Origin of the sequence: Vibrio sp. Vb1755, assembly GCF_033338635.1 — a bacterium.
GTDB classification, from domain to species: Bacteria; Pseudomonadota; Gammaproteobacteria; order Enterobacterales; family Vibrionaceae; genus Vibrio; species Vibrio alginolyticus.
The window spans coordinates 1-18,877 of sequence record NZ_JAWOTA010000028.1; the positions used below are offsets into that span (position 1 = coordinate 1).

Annotated in this window: 25 protein-coding genes; 16 read left to right on the forward strand and 9 right to left on the reverse strand. The window is 45.0% G+C overall.

Going from position 1 to position 18,877, the window contains the following annotated elements:
• The first annotated feature begins 37 nt into the window (after nucleotides 1-37).
• The 4 genes from R7E00_RS18845 (at nucleotide 38) to R7E00_RS18860 (ending at nucleotide 2,146) form a co-directional block, all read left to right on the forward strand.
• Nucleotides 38-133 carry a hypothetical protein gene (locus R7E00_RS18845; RefSeq protein ID WP_005381084.1) on the forward strand — a complete coding sequence of 32 codons (96 nt, stop codon included), beginning with the start codon at nucleotides 38-40 and terminating at the stop codon, nucleotides 131-133.
• A gap of 86 nt (nucleotides 134-219) precedes the next feature.
• Entirely contained in the window at nucleotides 220-1,149 is a 930-nt protein-coding gene (gene pyrB, locus R7E00_RS18850; protein WP_005381085.1) for an aspartate carbamoyltransferase, read from the forward strand.
• A 15-nt stretch (nucleotides 1,150-1,164) separates the two neighbouring features.
• Nucleotides 1,165-1,626, forward strand: coding sequence for an aspartate carbamoyltransferase regulatory subunit (pyrI, locus tag R7E00_RS18855; RefSeq protein ID WP_005381086.1), 462 nt, complete (start codon nucleotides 1,165-1,167; stop codon nucleotides 1,624-1,626).
• A 130-nt stretch (nucleotides 1,627-1,756) separates the two neighbouring features.
• Nucleotides 1,757-2,146 (forward strand): RidA family protein, encoded by a 390-nt coding sequence (locus R7E00_RS18860; protein ID WP_005381087.1) that lies wholly within the window; start codon nucleotides 1,757-1,759, stop codon nucleotides 2,144-2,146.
• An 85-nt stretch (nucleotides 2,147-2,231) separates the two neighbouring features.
• On the opposite strand, the gene R7E00_RS18865 is transcribed toward R7E00_RS18860, so the two are convergent.
• The 8 genes from R7E00_RS18865 to mlaF form a co-directional block, all read right to left on the reverse strand.
• Nucleotides 2,232-2,957, reverse strand: a complete 726-nt coding sequence (locus tag R7E00_RS18865) for a 1-acylglycerol-3-phosphate O-acyltransferase (RefSeq protein WP_005381088.1) — start codon at nucleotides 2,955-2,957, stop codon at nucleotides 2,232-2,234.
• 155 nt (nucleotides 2,958-3,112) lie between these two features.
• A complete protein-coding gene (murA, locus tag R7E00_RS18870) occupies nucleotides 3,113-4,369 on the reverse strand; it encodes a UDP-N-acetylglucosamine 1-carboxyvinyltransferase (RefSeq protein ID WP_005388419.1) in 1,257 nt (418 codons plus the stop codon).
• 9 nt (nucleotides 4,370-4,378) lie between these two features.
• The gene (ibaG, locus tag R7E00_RS18875; RefSeq protein WP_005381092.1) at nucleotides 4,379-4,633 is read right to left on the reverse strand and encodes a BolA family iron metabolism protein IbaG; all 255 of its coding nucleotides are present in this window, start codon (nucleotides 4,631-4,633) and stop codon (nucleotides 4,379-4,381) included.
• A gap of 3 nt (nucleotides 4,634-4,636) precedes the next feature.
• Entirely contained in the window at nucleotides 4,637-4,957 is a 321-nt protein-coding gene (locus tag R7E00_RS18880) for a lipid asymmetry maintenance protein MlaB (RefSeq protein ID WP_005381093.1), read from the reverse strand.
• On the reverse strand, nucleotides 4,957-5,595 hold the full coding sequence (gene mlaC / locus R7E00_RS18885) for a phospholipid-binding protein MlaC (RefSeq protein ID WP_005381098.1): 639 nt from the start codon (nucleotides 5,593-5,595) through the stop codon (nucleotides 4,957-4,959). The genes R7E00_RS18880 and mlaC overlap by 1 nt, the downstream gene beginning before the upstream one ends.
• A 2-nt stretch (nucleotides 5,596-5,597) precedes the next feature.
• A complete protein-coding gene (gene mlaD, locus R7E00_RS18890) occupies nucleotides 5,598-6,086 on the reverse strand; it encodes an outer membrane lipid asymmetry maintenance protein MlaD (RefSeq protein ID WP_005381099.1) in 489 nt (162 codons plus the stop codon).
• A 2-nt stretch (nucleotides 6,087-6,088) separates the two neighbouring features.
• The gene (gene mlaE / locus R7E00_RS18895) at nucleotides 6,089-6,880 is read right to left on the reverse strand and encodes a lipid asymmetry maintenance ABC transporter permease subunit MlaE (protein WP_005381100.1); all 792 of its coding nucleotides are present in this window, start codon (nucleotides 6,878-6,880) and stop codon (nucleotides 6,089-6,091) included.
• Nucleotides 6,870-7,673 carry a phospholipid ABC transporter ATP-binding protein MlaF gene (mlaF, locus tag R7E00_RS18900; RefSeq protein ID WP_005388422.1) on the reverse strand — a complete coding sequence of 268 codons (804 nt, stop codon included), beginning with the start codon at nucleotides 7,671-7,673 and terminating at the stop codon, nucleotides 6,870-6,872. Before mlaF ends, mlaE begins: the two co-directional genes overlap by 11 nt.
• 374 nt (nucleotides 7,674-8,047) lie before the next feature.
• On the opposite strand from mlaF, the gene R7E00_RS18905 reads away from it, so the two are divergent.
• The 11 genes from R7E00_RS18905 (at nucleotide 8,048) to mgtE (ending at nucleotide 16,810) form a co-directional block, all read left to right on the forward strand.
• Nucleotides 8,048-9,013 (forward strand): calcium/sodium antiporter, encoded by a 966-nt coding sequence (locus R7E00_RS18905; RefSeq protein ID WP_005381102.1) that lies wholly within the window; start codon nucleotides 8,048-8,050, stop codon nucleotides 9,011-9,013.
• Between the two features lie 29 nt (nucleotides 9,014-9,042).
• Nucleotides 9,043-10,014 carry an arabinose-5-phosphate isomerase KdsD gene (kdsD, locus tag R7E00_RS18910; protein ID WP_005381104.1) on the forward strand — a complete coding sequence of 324 codons (972 nt, stop codon included), beginning with the start codon at nucleotides 9,043-9,045 and terminating at the stop codon, nucleotides 10,012-10,014.
• Nucleotides 10,015-10,100: 86 nt separating this feature from the next.
• Entirely contained in the window at nucleotides 10,101-10,664 is a 564-nt protein-coding gene (gene lptC, locus R7E00_RS18915) for an LPS export ABC transporter periplasmic protein LptC (RefSeq protein WP_005381106.1), read from the forward strand.
• On the forward strand, nucleotides 10,645-11,139 hold the full coding sequence (lptA, locus tag R7E00_RS18920) for a lipopolysaccharide transport periplasmic protein LptA (RefSeq protein WP_005381109.1): 495 nt from the start codon (nucleotides 10,645-10,647) through the stop codon (nucleotides 11,137-11,139). Before lptC ends, lptA begins: the two co-directional genes overlap by 20 nt.
• Nucleotide 11,140: 1 nt before the next feature.
• On the forward strand, nucleotides 11,141-11,866 hold the full coding sequence (lptB, locus tag R7E00_RS18925) for an LPS export ABC transporter ATP-binding protein (RefSeq protein WP_005381111.1): 726 nt from the start codon (nucleotides 11,141-11,143) through the stop codon (nucleotides 11,864-11,866).
• Between the two features lie 50 nt (nucleotides 11,867-11,916).
• On the forward strand, nucleotides 11,917-13,386 hold the full coding sequence (locus R7E00_RS18930) for an RNA polymerase factor sigma-54 (protein WP_005381112.1): 1,470 nt from the start codon (nucleotides 11,917-11,919) through the stop codon (nucleotides 13,384-13,386).
• Between the two features lie 24 nt (nucleotides 13,387-13,410).
• Nucleotides 13,411-13,698: a ribosome hibernation promoting factor gene (gene hpf, locus R7E00_RS18935; protein WP_005381114.1), complete on the forward strand. Its 288-nt coding sequence runs from the start codon at nucleotides 13,411-13,413 to the stop codon at nucleotides 13,696-13,698.
• 2 nt (nucleotides 13,699-13,700) lie between these two features.
• The gene (gene ptsN, locus R7E00_RS18940) at nucleotides 13,701-14,147 is read left to right on the forward strand and encodes a PTS IIA-like nitrogen regulatory protein PtsN (RefSeq protein WP_005381116.1); all 447 of its coding nucleotides are present in this window, start codon (nucleotides 13,701-13,703) and stop codon (nucleotides 14,145-14,147) included.
• A 14-nt stretch (nucleotides 14,148-14,161) separates the two neighbouring features.
• Entirely contained in the window at nucleotides 14,162-15,025 is an 864-nt protein-coding gene (gene rapZ / locus R7E00_RS18945; RefSeq protein ID WP_054577138.1) for an RNase adapter RapZ, read from the forward strand.
• 2 nt (nucleotides 15,026-15,027) lie between these two features.
• Nucleotides 15,028-15,303: an HPr family phosphocarrier protein gene (locus R7E00_RS18950; protein WP_005381120.1), complete on the forward strand. Its 276-nt coding sequence runs from the start codon at nucleotides 15,028-15,030 to the stop codon at nucleotides 15,301-15,303.
• 148 nt (nucleotides 15,304-15,451) lie between these two features.
• On the forward strand, nucleotides 15,452-16,810 hold the full coding sequence (mgtE, locus tag R7E00_RS18955; RefSeq protein WP_005381121.1) for a magnesium transporter: 1,359 nt from the start codon (nucleotides 15,452-15,454) through the stop codon (nucleotides 16,808-16,810).
• Between the two features lie 64 nt (nucleotides 16,811-16,874).
• Here the strand turns inward: mgtE and pmbA are convergent, their stop codons facing one another.
• Nucleotides 16,875-18,218: a metalloprotease PmbA gene (gene pmbA, locus R7E00_RS18960; RefSeq protein ID WP_005381122.1), complete on the reverse strand. Its 1,344-nt coding sequence runs from the start codon at nucleotides 18,216-18,218 to the stop codon at nucleotides 16,875-16,877.
• A 110-nt stretch (nucleotides 18,219-18,328) separates the two neighbouring features.
• On the opposite strand from pmbA, the gene yjgA reads away from it, so the two are divergent.
• Nucleotides 18,329-18,856 (forward strand): ribosome biogenesis factor YjgA, encoded by a 528-nt coding sequence (gene yjgA, locus R7E00_RS18965; RefSeq protein ID WP_025767614.1) that lies wholly within the window; start codon nucleotides 18,329-18,331, stop codon nucleotides 18,854-18,856.
• Nucleotides 18,857-18,877: the final 21 nt, after the last annotated feature.

Sequence of the window (18,877 nt, forward strand, 5' to 3'; positions counted from 1 at the left end):
GCGTATAATGCTCGGCAATTTGTCTGAGGATTAAGAAATGACCACGCTGATTGCTGACGTAAAAACGCGATTTGCTCTCGCTAAGCGACTACGCTTACGTGGTGTTATTTTCGTTAATTCTATTGAATTTTAAAACCTCCCCATTGGGGAGGTTTTTTTATGTCCAAAATTCCTTTCGGTTATTTGGATGTAGTCATCAATGTTATAGGGAAGAAGATCATGGCGAACTCGCTTTACCAGAAGCACATCATCTCTATTCCAGAGCTTTCACGCGAAGAACTGGAACTTATCGTAGAAACAGCAGGTAGCCTTAAAAAAGCACCTCGACCAGAACTGATTAAAAACAAAGTCGTTGCAAGTTGTTTCTTTGAACCATCAACACGTACACGTTTATCGTTTGAAACAGCGATTCAGCGCATTGGTGGTGACGTGATTGGCTTTGATAATGATGGTAATACCTCTCTGGCGAAAAAAGGCGAAACACTCGCAGATTCAGTACAAGTCATCTCTTCTTACGTCGATGCCTTTGTGATGCGTCATCCACAAGAAGGCGCCGCTCGCTTGGCCTCTGAATTTTCAAATGGCGTGCCAGTGATCAACGCGGGCGACGGTGCAAACCAACACCCAACTCAAACGCTACTCGACCTATACACCATCGCGGAAACACAAGGGCGTCTAGACAACCTGAACGTCGCATTCGTAGGTGATCTAAAATATGGCCGCACAGTGCACTCACTGACTCAAGCCTTAGCAAAGTTTAACAACATCCGCTTCTTCTTTGTTGCACCAGATGCGCTAGCAATGCCAGATTACATCTGCGAAGAACTAGACGAAGCTGGCATTCAATATAGCCTACACACAGACATGGAAAGTGTGATTCCTGAACTGGATATTCTGTACATGACACGCGTACAGAAAGAACGCTTTGACGAATCGGAATACGCACATATTAAGTCGGCTTACATCCTAACGGCGGCACTACTAGAAGGCGCACGTGAGAACTTGAAAGTACTGCACCCACTACCACGTGTGGATGAAATCACAACTGATGTTGATAAAACGCCTCATGCTTACTTCTTCCAGCAAGCTCAAAATGGCGTGTATGCTCGCCAAGCACTGCTGGCGCTTGTTCTAAACGAAACACTGTAATCGAGGGGAAAAATCATGGCTAAAGAAACTCAATTGCAGGTAGAAGCAATCAAAAATGGTACGGTCATCGACCACATCCCTGCGCAAATCGGCATCAAAGTATTAAGACTGTTCGATATGCACAATTCATCACAACGCGTAACGATTGGACTGAACTTGCCATCATCAGCACTCGGTCATAAAGATCTACTCAAAATCGAAAATGTGTTTATCAATGAAGAGCAAGCGAGCAAGCTAGCGTTGTATGCTCCTCACGCGACCGTGAATCAAATCGAGAACTATGAAGTGGTGAAAAAGCTCGCGTTAGAGCTTCCTGAGCGCATCAATGATGTATTTGAATGCCCGAATTCAAACTGTATTTCTCATAATGAACCAGTAGAAAGCAGCTTTAGCGTGTTCGAGAAGAAACAAGAAATCCGCCTAAAGTGTAAATACTGCGAGAAAGTGTTCTCACGCGAGATCGTAACCGAGCGATAAACACGCCGCACGACTAGGCTGTGATACGTTTAAAATACCCTGCAATGTCAGGGTATTTTGCTCTTTACCTACCGAGGGTTTAGAGGCAAACTGAGAATCTTTATTCCCTACAACTGATGGAAAAAATCAAATGACGAAAGTACTTCACACTGAGTCTGCACCAGCAGCAATCGGTCCTTACGTTCAAGGCGTAGATCTAGGTAACATGGTTCTTACTTCAGGCCAAATCCCAGTAAACCCAGCGACAGGTGAAGTGTCTGCTGATATCGCAGAACAAGCTCGTCAGTCTCTAGAAAACGTAAAGGCTGTAGTTGAATCTTCAGGTCTTAAAGTATCTGATATTGTAAAGCTAACGGTTTTTGTTAAAGACCTAAATGACTTTGGCACAGTGAACGAAGTTTACGGCAAGTTCTTTGATGAGCACGGCGTAGCAAACTACCCTGCACGCTCTTGTGTAGAAGTGGCTCGCCTACCAAAAGATGTTGGCATCGAGATTGAAGCAATCGCTGTTCGCAAATAATTGCACTTGCTGACAAACATAAAAAAACGGGTAGCTCAGGCTACCCGTTTTTTATTGTCTTTTCGTGATGATATCGCAGTAAAACTTAAGCAGCGTTGCGCTGTTTGACTTCTTCATCTAACGATTCAAGCTTCTCTTTCATCTGTTCACGACAGATATTCGCTAACTCGCGAATGCCCTCTTTACCATAGCCTTCAGTGCTGATTGGAGGTAGCATTTCAACAATCACATGACCATTGTTCCAACGGTTCAGCTTAATTTTATTCGTCGAGCTACATACGATAGGAATGATTGGCACACCTGCACCAATTGCCGCATGAAAAGCACCTGTTTTGAATGGCAGCAAACCACGTCCACGAGAACGCGTGCCTTCTGGGAACATCCACACCGAAACATCACTTTCTTTCATGCTGCTCACGACCTGATCGATAGTACCTTTTGCTTTAGAACGATTCGCTCGGTCAATCAGAATGTTACCCGTAAGCCAGTAAAGCTGACCAAACAGTGGCATCCAAGCCAAGCTCTTTTTACCTACTGTCACAACTTTCGGAGTCACAGCCGCAGAAACAGTAAACATGTCCCAGTTGTTCTGGTGGTTAGCAATGTAAACATGTTGGCCGCGTGAATACGCATCTTCAGGGATACGCAACTCTAACTTAATCCCAAACACACGAGACATCTTGGCAAACAAACGGCCAAAAGTGAAAACGTGCTTAGGGTTTCTAGGGCTTAATAGGCAGTAACCACAACCACCAATAAACATAACAATCGCAAAGATAGCGACAGCAAATACACGTAACAGTGCAATCATTCTTGTTCTCCAGGAACCGGCTTTTGCCAGATACAGCTATTAATATCTCTCTTTCCATAAAGGGAAAATATGGTCATGAGAGTGATATAAAAAAGCCGAAACTCAGGTTTCGGCTCTCTTGATATCCAAGTTACCTGCGGTGCAGTTTAACTTGCCTAGCTCACTCGCTCAATATTTGCGCCAAGTGCAGCCAGTTTATTTTCGATTTTGTCGTAACCACGGTCGATATGGTAAATACGATCAACGACGGTTTCGCCTTTAGCAATGCAACCTGCAATAACCAAACTAGCCGAAGCTCGTAGATCGGTTGCCATCACTTGCGCACCGCTAAGTGACTCAACATCACCACAGATAACCGTATTGCCTTCGATCTCAGCTTTAGCGCCCATACGCATGAGTTCTGGTACGTGCATAAAGCGGTTTTCAAAGATAGTCTCAGTGATTACGCCGCCACCTTTCGCCATCATGTTCAGTAGCGTAAATTGAGCTTGCATATCCGTCGGGAAACCAGGATGTGGCGCAGTACGTACACTTACCGCTTTTAGCTCGCGGTCGGTCATATCAACGGAGATCCAATCTTCACCCGTTTCGACAAGCGCGCCAGCTTCTTCCAGCTTGGCGAGAACCGCTTCAAGCAAATGAGCATTAGTGTTGCGACATACCACTTTACCGCCAGATACTGCTGCTGCGACAAGGAATGTTCCCGTCTCAATACGGTCAGCAACCACGTTGTGTTTACAACCGCCTAAGCGCTCAACACCTTCAATCGTAATGGTATCTGTGCCAGCGCCAGAGATTTTTGCGCCAAGCTTATTTAGGAAATCAGCGGTATCGACGATTTCAGGCTCACGCGCAGCGTTATCTAGTGTTGTTGTGCCTTCCGCCAGCGCTGCGGCACACATGATGGTGATCGTCGCGCCTACGCTGACTTTATCCATCACGATGTGCGCGCCTTTTAGACGACCATCCACTTCTGCTTTCACATAACCATCTTCTAATGTAATGGTTGCGCCAAGCTGCTCTAAACCAGAAATATGCAGATCCACAGGACGGGCACCGATGGCACAACCGCCTGGTAAAGAAACCTGACCTTGACCAAAGCGCGCCACCAAAGGACCTAAAGCCCAAATAGAAGCACGCATGGTTTTCACTAAATCATAAGGCGCGCAGTATTCTGTAATACTGCTTGGATCAACATGAACAGAGCCATTGCGGCTTACTTTCGCGCCTAAACGCTTAAGCAATTCCATAGTTGTGTCGATATCACGAAGGTGTGGTACGTTTGCCACTTCTACTGGCTCTTCCGCCAAGATAGACGCAAATAAAATCGGCAGTGCTGCGTTTTTTGCACCTGAAATGGTCACTTCACCAACTAGTGGTTTATCTGACCCAATAACTCGAAACTTTTCCATCAATAAACCTTAAAGCGACATCAATTTCTTATCACGAGCCCACTCTTCTGGTGTGAACGCTTTGATTGATAATGCGTGAATGTCGTTACGCTGGATGTATTCCATCAGAGGAGCATAAATTAGCTGCTGCTTCTTAACGCGGCTCATTCCATCGAAACAAGCATCAACAGCAACCACTTCATAGTGGCTACCTTCACCTTTCACATGCACTTCTTGAAGGTTTAGTGCTTCTTCTAATAACTGTTGTACTTTTGCGCTATCCACAATTTACCCCTGATAATTCTGTATGTGTTTGGCCACTAAAGATTCAACATTGCTCAGTTGAAACAAAGTGCGCAGTTGCGCCGGCACGAAACTGAGCATTATATGACAGTTTTGCTTTTTTGCATGCTCTAATAAGTGGATTAACATCACCATTCCTGCAGAGTCGACGCGCTCTATCTCTTTTAGCGAGCATTCCAGCTCCGATTGAGCAGGTTGCCATTGCTGTGCATACGCCCACAATGAAGGCACTGTATCTCTATCAAGTGCCCCTGTTAGCTTAAGAATGTTTTGATCCAATTGCCACTGAGCGGGAGTCTGGGCCATTATTTCTTCGCCTCGAAGCGGATCGGTTCTGCGGCCAATTTTTCTAGGTCTTTAGCAACAGATAGAATACCTTCTTGACGAATTTTACTGTTCCATTCGGATTGTTTACTAGAAAGCAAACTAATGCCCTCTGCAATCATATCGAATGCTTCCCACTCACCAGACTGGTTGTCTTTACGCAGTTTAAACTCAAGTTTGATGTTTGGACGCGGAGTATCGATGATATCAACTTTAATGCTTGTAATACGCTTAGAGTCATCAATGCTAGGCTCAGGACCAAACTCAATTTTTTGGTCAGAGTATTGCGTCAACACTTGTGCATAAGACGCAATCAGGTAAGCACGAAATGCATCGATAAACTCAAGTACATCTTCACGCTTAGCACCTTTTAAGTTTGGACCAAGAAGTTTTAACCCTGCATAGCGGTAGTTGACGTAAGGCATTAGCTCTTCTTCAACGATCACTTTAAGTAAATTTGGATCTTGTTTGATTTTCGGCTGTTCGGCTTTCAATCTTTCGAACGTGACTTCAGCTACCTGCTTCATCATCTTATAAGGTTCAGTTTTATCCACCTCTGCTGCTGTTGCTCCAAAGACGCTAAACACAGCACAAACTGAAAGTAGTAATCTCGCTAACATAGTTATTCCTTACTTGAGTCGTCTGAACCACCTACGCTGTATAGTACTTGACCAATTAAGTCTTCAAGCACAAGCGCCGATTTGGTGTCTTCGATGGTATCACCATCCACCAGCATGACTTCATCATCAAAAACGAAGCCAGGTACTAAACCAATGTATTGCTCACCAATCAGGCCAGATGTCAAAATTTGTACGCTCGACGTTTCTGGGAACTGATTGTATTTGCTATTGATAGATAGTGTTACAACTGGCAATAAGTTGTCTGGGTTAAGCGAAATACTACTTACTCGACCAATCACAACGCCCCCCACTTTTACGGGAGAACGAACTTTTAAACTGCCAATATTATCGAACTCGGCTTTGAGGGTATAAGTATCACCAGAGCCAATGCTTTTTACGTCAGCAACTTGAAAAATCATCACAAGAATCGCGCAAATTCCCGCTAATACAAAGCTGCCAACCCATAATTCAGTTTTACGTGTTTGTTGCATGATTAATTCCCAAACATCAATGCGGTCAGTACAAAGTCTAATCCTAGTACTGCTAAAGAAGAATGCACAACAGTGCGCGTAGTTGCTCGGCTGATCCCTTCCGATGTTGGAATAGCATCATAACCGTTAAATAGAGCGACCCAAGTAACCGTAATTGCAAACGCAAAACATTTGATCATACTGTTACCAATGTCTTGCCCTAGCTCAACAGAGGACTGCATCGCTGACCAAAAACTGCCGTGATCAACGCCTTTCCAGTCAACACCAACAAGCTGAGCGCCCCAAATTCCCACAGCCATGAAAATCATAGCCAGTAAAGGCATTGAGATAACCCCAGCCCAAAACCGTGGTGCAATCACTCGTTTCAATGGGTCTACCGCCATCATTTCAAGGCTAGACAGTTGTTCCGTTGCTTTCATTAGACCTATCTCTGCGGTTAACGCAGAACCGGCACGACCAGCAAACAAAAGTGCAGTAACAACGGGTCCTAATTCACGGAGTAACGAAAGCGCTACCATTTGCCCCAAACTGCCTTCTGCGCCGTAATCCACCAACACAACATAGCCTTGTAGACTCAAAACCATTCCAATGAACAGACCAGATACGACGATGATCGCTAGCGACTGAACACCAACAGAATAAAGTTGCTTAACAAGCAGAGGAAAGCTTCTGATCGGTTGTGGCTTAGAAAATAGCGCCCCAATCAACATGAAAGTCGCACGACCAAATGCTCCGCAAATAGAAAGCGTGCGTCGACCCAGCGAGGCGACAAAGTGAATGAAGTTATCGACCATCAAATAAGTCCTTTTCGATACTTTGAGAAGGGAAACGAAACGGTACAGGACCGTCGGCATCACCTTGTAAGAACTGCTGGACACGAGGATCAGAGTTTTGAGTCAGCTCTTCTGGCGTACCATAGGCGATGATTTTTCCATCGGCCATCAGGTATACCCAGTCAGCAATACTCATGACTTCAGGTACGTCGTGAGAAACCACAATAGAGGTCAAACCTAACGCTTGGTTTAGATTGCTAATTAGCTCAACCAAAACGCCCATAGTGATTGGGTCTTGCCCCACAAACGGCTCATCGTACATGATCAGGTCAGGGTCAAGTGCGATTGCACGAGCCAAAGCAGCGCGTCTTGCCATACCACCTGAAAGCTCACTCGGCATTAATTGCGCCGCGCCGCGTAGACCGACAGCTTCGAGCTTGAGTAACACCATGGTGCGAATCAAATCTTCCGATAAATCGGTATGCTCTCTCAATGGAAAGGCGACATTATCAAAAACATTCAAATCAGTGAATAAAGCCCCTGACTGGAACAACATGCTCATTTTCTTTCGAGCATGGTAGAGTTTTTTACGCGAGAGAGAGGGAATATTGTCTCCATCAAACCAGATCTCTCCTTGCTCGGGATACAACTGACCACCAATCAAACGCAGCAGTGTTGTTTTACCAATTCCCGATGGTCCCATAATGGCCGTCACTTTGCCCTCAGGAACATGCAGATCAATATCATCAAAGATCATGCGTTCTCCCCGTGAAAAAGTGAGGTTGTTCACGGTGACTAAATCGTTGTTCGACATATCATCTCTTCTACTGTAGGAGCGTTGCAACTCACGGAATCATCAAGCAGATACTCATCGGAGTTGAATTCTACGTTTAATAAAGTAACGTCGGTACATTTATTAGGCTGCAATCATAAGCACATTGGCGTTGAATTTAAAGCACTGTTCAATTAAATAAAGTCGACTATATCCCTGCAATTTCTCATGGTTTATGACCTAATTAGCACGAAGTGTTTAAATCCTAGACCAGAATTGCTCATTTAAATGAGTGAGATTTACATACATTTTCGTTACTAACCTTTAATTTATTCTTCGTTTATCTTCCATTTTAGGCCGCAAAAGGTCAAAATTAGCGGTTATTCATTTTACTTATTTAATACTTAGGAATTCTCATGCTCGAAGCCGTTGCGTTGCTTATAGTCGGTCTTGTTTTGCTTGTTTGGAGTGCAGATAAACTTGTTTTTGGCTCTGCAGCGATAGCCCGCAACGTCGGTATTTCCCCGCTTGTCATCGGCATGACAATCCTTGCGATGGGCTCATCTGCCCCTGAGATGATGGTATCTGCAACCGCTGCTTGGGATGGTAAAACAGATACAGCGGTGGGTAACGTATTAGGCTCAAACATAGCGAACATTGCGTTAATCCTAGGTATTACAGCGCTGATCAAGCCTTTGTCGATTAGCTCCGCCGTCATCCGCCGAGAGCTTCCACTCATGATAGCCGTAACCGTACTCGCTGGTATTCTGCTTTGGAATAGCCATCTCGGTTTTTATGAGGGTGTCTTATTGTTTGTACTCTTTGGGGCATTTTTATTTGCTATGTTGCAAATCAGCCGCAAAGAGCAAAAATCAGGTGATGTTTTTCTTGATGACCAAGAGTCAGAGATCCCTGAAGGCGTCAGTAACCCTAAAGCAATCATGTGGGTGGTTATTGGCTTGATACTGCTTCCTTTGGCAGCCAGCATGCTGGTTGATAACGCGGTAATTATTGCTAAACACTTTGGTATGAGCGACCTTGTTATCGGTCTAACTATTATCGCCATTGGCACTAGCCTGCCTGAACTGGCCGCATCACTTGCGGGAGTTTTAAAGGGTGAAGACGACATGGCTGTCGGTAACATTATCGGTTCGAATGTGTTTAACATTCTGGCGGTAATGGGGATTCCTGGCATCATTAATCCATCGGTGCTCAGTGAGTACGCGATGGGACGTGACTTCTGGGTCATGTTAGGCGTTTCATTGTTACTTGTCGCGATGTGTTTGGGTAAATCACGCAGTATTAACCGTATTGAAGGTGCCATCTTGTTTGTGTGCTTCTTAGGTTACCAAGTGTACTTATTCGCAAACATGACCGCTTAATTACCACGATCAATAAGTAGAGATCTGATATGTCCAATCAATTTGATTTTCGCGCTGCTGCTAAACAAGTTCTTGATATCGAAGTTGCTGCTCTGCAAGAGCTAGATACCTACTTTGATGATCAATTTGAAAAAGCGTGTGAACTTATCCTTTCCAACAACGGCAAAGTTGTCGTTATGGGTATTGGCAAGTCAGGCCATATTGGTAACAAGATTGCCGCCACTCTGGCAAGCACTGGGACTTCGGCGTTTTTCGTTCATCCAGGCGAAGCCGCACATGGTGACTTGGGTATGATTAGCCCTGGTGACATTGTGCTGGCAATTTCTAACTCTGGTGAATCAAACGAAATTCTGTCTCTATTTCCAGTATTAAAGCGCCTGAATATTAAGATCATCAGCATGACAGGTAAGCCAGAATCAAATATGGCCAAGCTGTCTGACTTACACCTGCAAATTACGGTACCTCAAGAAGCTTGTCCGTTAGGCCTGGCGCCAACTAGCAGTACGACGGCCACATTAGTGATGGGAGATGCATTAGCCGTAGCTCTGCTTCAAGCTCGTGGTTTTTCTGCCGAAGATTTTGCCCTATCTCACCCAGGTGGTGCACTGGGGAGAAAACTGCTACTTAAGTTGTCTGATATTATGCACTTTGGAGAAGCGTTACCTAAAGTTTCTCCTGACGCATTAATTCGCGATGCCCTGCTTGAAATTTCAGAAAAGGGGTTAGGCATGACAGCCATCGTCGATGAGCACGATGCTATGCTTGGTATATTCACCGATGGTGATTTACGTCGTACCTTAGACAAGCGTATCGATATTCATACGACGGCAATTGGCGAGGTCATGACGACAAACCCAACCACAGCACACCCTGATATGCTGGCGGTTGAAGGTTTGAACTTGATGCAGAATAAAAACATTAATGCTCTGATTTTATGTAAAGACGAAAAAATTGTGGGTGCACTGAACATGCACGATTTACTAAAAGCTGGCGTGATGTAATATCAGCACAAACATTTAAATCATTTATTAGACGAATAAAGGCAATGGTCAGGGAAGTACTGAGCTAAACGATAGGCCTTCATTATATGAGTTTTACTCGCCTTATTTATTTGCTCTTGATCTTCGTTGTAGCGTGGTGCGGTTATTACCTACTAACCCCTAAAGGCAACGATGCAATTCAAGTAGCACCAGATTCTGAACTGCCCATGTTCAGTGGTTCTGGATTAGAAAACATCACCTACGGTGAAGATGGTGTCCGCAGTTACATCATTCGCTCCACTAACTTAGACCATTATGCTAAGAGTGGAGATACTATTTTTAATAACCCGACTTTGATGGTTTACCGTGAAGGAAGCGTCATTGAATGGAAGGTGACTGCCACAAGAGCAGTGTTAGATGAAGACCAAGTTTTGACTTTATATGACAAAGTCTTAATGCAAAATCTTCTGCCTGGTGCGAGTTTTGATACCATGGCAACAGACAAATTGGTCATTAATCTAACCAATCGTGATTTTAAAGCTGACCAACAAGTAATGTTGGTTGGACCACAATTTGAAACTACTGGAGGCGCAATGCAAGGTAACCTAAAACAGCATACTGCGACTCTGACAGATGAAGTTCAAGGTCGATATGAAACCGTTACACCTTAGCCTACTGGCACTGGTATTGGCGGCGCCTCAAGCGCTGGCACTCAAGTCGGATACTCAACAGCCGGTTTACATAAACTCTGACACCCAACAGGTTGATATGAAGAGTAACCAGGTTGTTTTTGAAGGCGATGTATCTCTTAAGCAAGGGAGCATCAATATCGATGCTGATAGAATCGTGGTAACTCGCGATCCTAAAACCGAAGCAATTAAACAGATTCAAGCATTTGGTAAACCTGCGAAGTTTTCTCAGCTGATGGACGATGGTAAAACACTTAGTGGTCAAGCTACGGAGTTGGATTACCGTATTTCTACAGACGAACTGACCATGAAAGGTCAAGCGCAGCTGGCGCAAGACAACAACACCATCAAAGGTTCTTCGATTCGTTACCAAATTGGTAAACAAAAGCTAGTCGCAGATAGCTCTAAGGAAGAGCGCGTTACGACCATTTTGCAACCCAATCAGATAGAGAACTAATATGGCAGTACTGAGTGCGAAAAACTTGGCGAAAAGCTACAAAAAACGCAAAGTCGTCACTGATGTTAGCTTAGAAGTTGAATCTGGTCAGATTGTTGGGCTGCTCGGTCCAAACGGTGCGGGTAAAACCACCTCGTTTTACATGATTGTCGGCTTAGTACCTCGCGATGAAGGCACCATTACCATTGACGACAATGACATCAGTATTTTGCCGATGCATAGCCGTTCACGACTTGGCATTGGCTATCTTCCGCAAGAAGCGTCGATTTTCCGTAAGCTTTCAGTAGAAGATAACATCATGGCCGTACTTGAAACTCGTCAAGAAATGACGAGGGAAGAGCGCCAAGATAAACTGGAAGATTTGTTGGAAGAATTCCACATCCAGCACATCAGAACCAGTGCTGGTATGGCACTATCAGGGGGTGAACGACGCAGGGTGGAAATCGCTCGAGCTTTAGCGGCTAACCCTCAGTTCATTTTATTGGATGAACCTTTCGCTGGTGTTGACCCAATTTCGGTTAATGACATCAAGAAAATCATTGAGCATCTGCGCGATCGTGGTCTCGGAGTGTTAATCACTGACCATAATGTACGTGAAACACTGGACGTATGTGAAAAAGCCTATATCGTGAGCCAAGGGCACCTAATTGCATCGGGAACTCCGGCAGAAGTTCTCAATAATGAACAGGTGAAACAAGTTTATCTCGGCGAACAATTCCGTCTATGATTATATTAGGAACGGTAAGATTCTGAGCATTACAAGGTAAGTAACACTGAATGAAACCTTCATTACAACTCAAGCTAGGTCAGCAGTTAGCCATGACGCCACAGTTGCAGCAAGCGATTCGCTTATTGCAATTGTCGACACTCGATCTTCAACAAGAAATCCAAGAAGCGTTGGACTCAAACCCATTATTGGAAGTTGAAGAAGGCCAAGACGAGCCTCTAGCAAACGGTGAAGATAAGTCAGCGGTCGAGGCTGCTGATAGCAACAGTGCTAGCGAACCAACAGAAATTGACGTTCCAGATAGCTCCGATGTGATAGAGAAATCAGAAATTAGCTCTGAACTTGAAATCGACACGACTTGGGATGACGTCTACAGCGCGAATACTGGTAGCACTGGCTTAGCTCTTGATGATGATATGCCCGTCTACCAGGGCGAAACCACTGAATCATTACATGATTACCTCATGTGGCAGCTTGACCTAACACCATTCAGTGAAACCGACCGCACGATTGCATTAGCGATTATTGACGCTGTTGACGACTACGGCTATTTAACTTTGTCGCCTGAAGAGATTCATGAGAGCTTCGATAATGAAGAGATAGAGTTAGACGAAGTAGAAGCTGTTCGTAAACGCATTCAACAATTCGATCCTCTTGGCGTTGCATCGCGTAACTTACAAGAATGTTTGTTACTGCAACTGACGACCTTCCCAGAAGACACGCCGTGGCTTGCTGAAGCCAAAATGATACTTGCGGATCATATTGATCACCTAGGCAACCGAGACTACAAGCTCGTCATCAAAGAGACTAAGCTGAAAGAAGCCGATCTTCGTGAAGTCTTAAAGCTTATCCAACAGTTAGATCCTCGTCCAGGTAGTCGCATCACTCCTGATGATACCGAGTACGTAATTCCAGACGTATCCGTTTTTAAAGACAATGGCAAATGGACCGTTTCTATAAACCCGGATAGCGTGCCAAAATTAAAAGTAAATCAACAATATGCTCAATTAGGCAAAGGTAATAGCGCGGATAGCCAGTACATCCGCAGCAATTTGCAAGAGGCAAAATGGTTAATTAAGAGCTTAGAGAGTAGAAACGAGACGCTACTCAAAGTTGCAAGATGTATTGTTGAACATCAACAAGATTTCTTCGAGTATGGTGAGGAAGCCATGAAGCCAATGGTACTCAATGATGTCGCTTTGGCTGTGGACATGCATGAATCCACGATTTCTCGTGTAACAACGCAAAAGTTTATGCATACACCACGTGGTATTTTTGAATTGAAGTACTTCTTCTCTAGCCATGTTAGTACTGACAACGGCGGAGAATGTTCGTCAACAGCAATTCGTGCACTCATTAAAAAACTGGTCGCAGCAGAGAATACTGCCAAACCACTGAGTGATAGCAAGATTGCTGCTCTTCTGGCTGACCAAGGGATTCAGGTGGCAAGACGTACGATAGCCAAATATCGCGAATCCTTGGGAATTGCCCCTTCAAGTCAGCGTAAACGCCTATTATAAGGCACTAACTGAAAAGGAAAGTCTATGCAAATCAATATTCAAGGCCATCACGTTGATCTTACCGATTCAATGCAAGACTATGTAAATTCTAAGTTTCAGAAGCTCGAAAGGTTCTTCGACCATATCAATCAAGTGCATGTTGTACTAAAAGTTGAAAAAATTACTCAAATCGCGGAAGCTACGCTTCACATAAATCAAGGCGAAATCCACGCATCAGCCGATGACGAAAATATGTATGCCGCGATCGATTCGCTGGTAGATAAATTGGTTCGCCAACTTAATAAGCACAAAGAAAAACTAAACAGTCATTAATCATGCAACTGAGCGAAATACTGTCATTGGACTGCACCAAAAGTGCGGTCCACTGCACGAGTAAAAAACGCGCCCTTGAAATGATCAGCCGTATCGTGGCTGATCAAACGGGCCAAGATTCTACCGAGCTGTTCGAATGCATGCTCAATAGAGAAAAAATGGGCAGTACCGGTATCGGAAACGGTATTGCGATCCCTCACGCGAGAATGCAATCAAGCGACAAGGCCATTGCTGTCTTACTGCAATGTGATGAAGCAATCGAATTTGATGCGATTGACAATCGACCTGTCGATCTTCTTTTTGCGCTCCTTGTACCAGAAGAACAGTGCAAAGAGCACCTCAAGACTCTATCCTCTATGGCAGAACGTCTGAGCGATAAGCAAGTATTGAAACTACTGCGTAATGCTCAGAGTGATGAAGAACTTTACGACATCATGATTCACCAATAAGCAGGACTAACTCCATGCGACTAATCGTTGTTAGCGGGCACTCAGGTGCCGGTAAAAGTATTGCGCTTCGTGTACTGGAAGACTTAGGTTACTACTGTGTTGATAACCTGCCAGTTAACTTGCTGGACGCATTTGTTCATTCTGTTGCTGACAGCAAACAGAATGTTGCAGTCAGCATTGATATTCGTAATATTCCTAAAAAGCTAAAAGAACTGACGAGTACACTAGAACAGTTAAAAACTGAGCTTGATGTGACCGTGCTTTTCTTGGACGCTAATAAAGAAACGCTACTCAAACGCTACAGCGAAACACGCCGAATTCACCCGTTATCTTTAGGTGGCACCTCCCTCTCGCTCGATCAAGCCATCGAGCGTGAGAAGCAAATTTTGACGCCACTCAAAGCGCATGCAGATCTGGTCCTAAATAGTAGTGGGCAGTCTTTGCATGAATTGAGTGAAACCGTGCGTATGCGCGTTGAAGGCAGAGATCGCAAAGGGCTCGTTATGGTATTTGAGTCTTTTGGTTTTAAATACGGCCTGCCTTCCGATGCCGATTACGTATTTGACGTTCGCTTCTTACCTAACCCACATTGGGAACCAGCACTACGCCCGCTTACAGGTCTGGATGCTCCTATCGCCGCATTTTTAGAGCAACACCAATCGGTGTTAAGTTTGAAATATCAAATTGAAAGCTTTATAGAGAATTGGTTACCTCTGCTTGAGAAAAACAACCGCAGCTACCTGACCGTTGCAATCGGTTGTACTGGTGGTAAGCACCGCTCGGTGTACTTAACTCAGCAAATCGGTGAATACTTCTCCAACAAAGGACACCAAGTACAAATTCGCCATACCTCACTAGAGAAAAACGCTAAGGAGTAGCCGTGGAGTTAAGTCGTAAAGTATTGATTCAAAACCGCCTTGGCTTACATGCTCGTGCAGCAGTCAAACTGGTCGAACTGGCACAGAGCTTTGAAGCGGTCATCACCATCGACAATGAAGAAGACAAAACCGCCACAGCAGACAGCGTAATGGGCCTGTTAATGCTAGAGTCCGCTCAAGGACAATACGTCACGATCCACGCAACGGGTGGGCAAGCGGAAGAAGCACTGGATGCCGTTTGCCATTTGATCGAAGATAAATTTGATGAAGGCGAGTAGTTTACTCGCTTTTTTCTTACCTCCCATTATCTTTCTCTTCCCTGACCTAATAAATAAATTTGCTTAGTATCATAAGTTGTTATTAAAAGGCGCCTAGAATTAAGTTATTATTCAACGCATTGTAAATATCAGGAATTGGGAGGAATGAATGGCAGAGCAAATTGAATTCGACCAAGCTCACCAAGCCCTCCAAGAAGTCACAGAAGCGCTAGAAAATGGTCGCTTCGTCCATGTTCGTCGTCAATTACAGGACATGGAACCAGAGGATATCGCTCACCTTTTAGAAGCCTCCCCACGGAAGAGCCGTGAAGTTCTTTGGCAACTCACCGACCCTGAAGATTATGGTGAAATCCTTGACGAGCTGAACGAAGACGTCAAAGACAGCCTCGTATCCAAAATGGCACCAGAAGCGCTTGCAGAAGCGACAGAAGGCATGGATACCGATGACGTGGCTTACGTACTGCGTAGCTTGCCTGACAACCTGTCACGCGAAGTCCTGTCGCAAATGGACTCCTCTGACCGTCTACGGGTCGAAACCGCCCTATCCTACCCAGAAGACACTGCGGGTGGACTGATGAACACCGACGTCATCACAATTCGTGGTGACGTCGATGTGGACGTAGTTTTGCGTTATCTACGTATGAAAGGCGAGCTTCCAGAAGCTACGGATGCCCTGTATGTGATCGATGAAGAGAGTAAGCTCATCGGTGAACTGCCGATCACGACGCTTATTACCACTCAGCCAGACGTAAAAATCATTGATGTAATGGAAGACGCGGACGAGGCCATCACCGTCGATACTAGCGACTCAGATGTTGCGAGTCTGTTCGAACGCCGTAATTGGGTATCTGCACCTGTTGTTGATGAAAACTTGCATTTGGTCGGTCGTATCACCATCGATGACGTGGTTGACGTTATTCGTGAAGACGCGGAACACTCGATGATGAGTATGGCGGGTATGGACGATGACGAAGATACTTTCGCGCCTGTTGTAAAATCAGCTCGCAAACGCAGTATCTGGCTTGGCGCTAACGTATTAGCCGCCCTTGCTGCTGCTTCCGTTTCTAACATGTTTGAGGCCACATTAGACCAAATGGCCGCCATTGCGGTATTGATGACGATTGTTCCGTCCATGGGTGGTGTCGCTGGTAACCAAACCGTCGCACTAGTGATTCGTGGTCTTGCTCTTGGTCATATCGGTGACTCAAACAAACGCGAACTGTTAATGAAAGAAGCCTCGATCGGCTTACTCAACGGTATCATGTGGGCGCTGATTATTGGTGGTATTGTTGTTGCTTGGAAAGGTAACTGGATGCTCGGAGGAATCATTTCCGCCGCCATGCTGACCAACTTATTGGTCGCAGGTATTGCAGGAGTAACAATTCCAATCCTATTGAAAAAAATGAACATCGATCCTGCTTTAGCTGGTGGTATGGCATTAACAACGGTGACGGATGTGATTGGTTTATCTGTCTTCTTAGGGCTTGCCACAATACTGATTACCTAACAGAAAAAACGAAAAAGCCTGATGAACACATCAGGCTTTTTTGATTCTGAATTGCTAGAAAAGCTTATTCACCCGCCACTTTCATGGTATCCAGTAGGATAGAGCCCGTTTGGATTTGTGAGCGCGTTTCAATATCACTACCAACCGCCACAATCTTGGTGAACATGTCTTTTAGATTACCTGCGATGGTAATTTCTGATACTGGGTATTGGATTTCGCCATTCTCAACCCAGAAGCCTGCGGCACCGCGAGAGTAATCCCCCGTTACCACGTTCACACCTTGTCCCATGACTTCTGTCACTAGAAGACCAGTACCGAGCTCTTTAAGCATTTGTTCGAAGTTTTGGCCTGTCGACTTCACGTACCAGTTATGAATCCCACCAGCGTGACCTGTCGGCGTCATCTTCATTTTACGTGCGGCATAACTGGTTAACAGATAAGTTGCTAGCACACCGTCGGTAATGATCTCACGGTCTTGAGTGTACACACCTTCACTATCGAATGGACTTGATGCCAAACCACGCAATACATGCGGACGTTCTGAGATATTGAACCATTCAGGAAGCACTTGTTTGCCTAGATGGTCAAGTAAGAAAGAAGATTTTCGGTACAGGTTACCACCGCTGATCGCCATAACGAGATGGCCAATCAAGCCTGTCGCAACATCAGCCGCAAACATGATTGGGTATTGACCTGTTTTTAGACGCTGCGCATCTAAGCGGTTAACCGTATTCTCTGCCGCCTTACGACCCACCGTTTCTGGGGTCCATAAGTCATCACGATGACGTGCCACGGTGTAGCTGTAATCACGTTCCATCTCGCCGTTTTGACCAACGCCAATTACACAACAGCTAGTACTATGGCGGCTAGACGCATAACTAGCTAATAAGCCATGGCTATTGCCATACACTTTCACGCCGTAATGACTATCATAACTCGCGCCATCACTTTGTTTGATTGCACTGTTATAACTTAGCGCCTCTTTTTCTGCTGCAATCGCCACATTGGCAGCATAGTCTGGATCGGGTGCGTCAGGGTGGAAAAGATCAAGCTCAGGGATATCTTGCACCATGTATTCTTTTGCTGCAGGGCCTGCAAATGGGTCTTCAGATGTGTAATGTGCAATATCTAGCGCCGCTATAACGGTTTGCTCGATTGCCGCTTCACTTAAATCAGACGTGGAAGCACTGCCTTTGCGTTGACCTCGGTAAACGGTAATGCCCAGCGCACCATCGCTGTTGAACTCGACATTCTCTACTTCACCCATACGAGTTGAAACACTTAAACCAGTGCTTTTAGTAATTGCGACTTCGGCGGCGTCAGATTTTGCCGATGCAAGCTTTAAGGCTCTTGCGACGGCTTGCTCTAGCTCGGTACGTTGCTCAGCAACCTGCTGTTTAATATCCATTGTCTTTCACATCTTGTCTTTGATGAACAATAGGATAACAAGAATTTCGCTTTCTCCCCATGATTCTTGTTAAAATAGTCATAATATTAATCAAAACACAGGCAACTGAAATGGCACGTAAGAATCAAAAAGCGCCATGGGAACCAGAAGAAGAGATCATCTGGGTAAGTAAATCCGAGATGAAGCGAGACATGGAAGAACTGCAAAAGCTAGGTGAGGAGCTTGTCGGCCTCAAACCTTCAGTTCTAGAAAAGTTTCCATTGAGCGAAGATTTGCGAGAAGCAATTGCTGACGCGCAACGCTTTAAAAATGAAGCGCGTCGTCGCCAATTACAACGTATTGGTAAATTGATGCGTTACGAAGATCCAGAGCCAATCCAAGCCGCACTGGATAAAATTCGTAATAAGCACTCTCAATTAACGGCGGTATTCCACAAACTTGAAGCGTTGCGTGATCGCGTAGTGGAAGAAGGTGACAAAGCCATTGATGACGTAATGGAAATGTACCCAGAAGCGGATCGTCAGCGTCTACGCCAACTTGCTCGCCAAGCAGCGAAAGAGAGAAAAGCTGGGAAACCAGCAAAAGCGTACCGCGAAATCTTTCAGATCCTTAAAGGTCTAAACGAAGAAGAGTTTTAATTCGACGGCTCAAGCAATGAG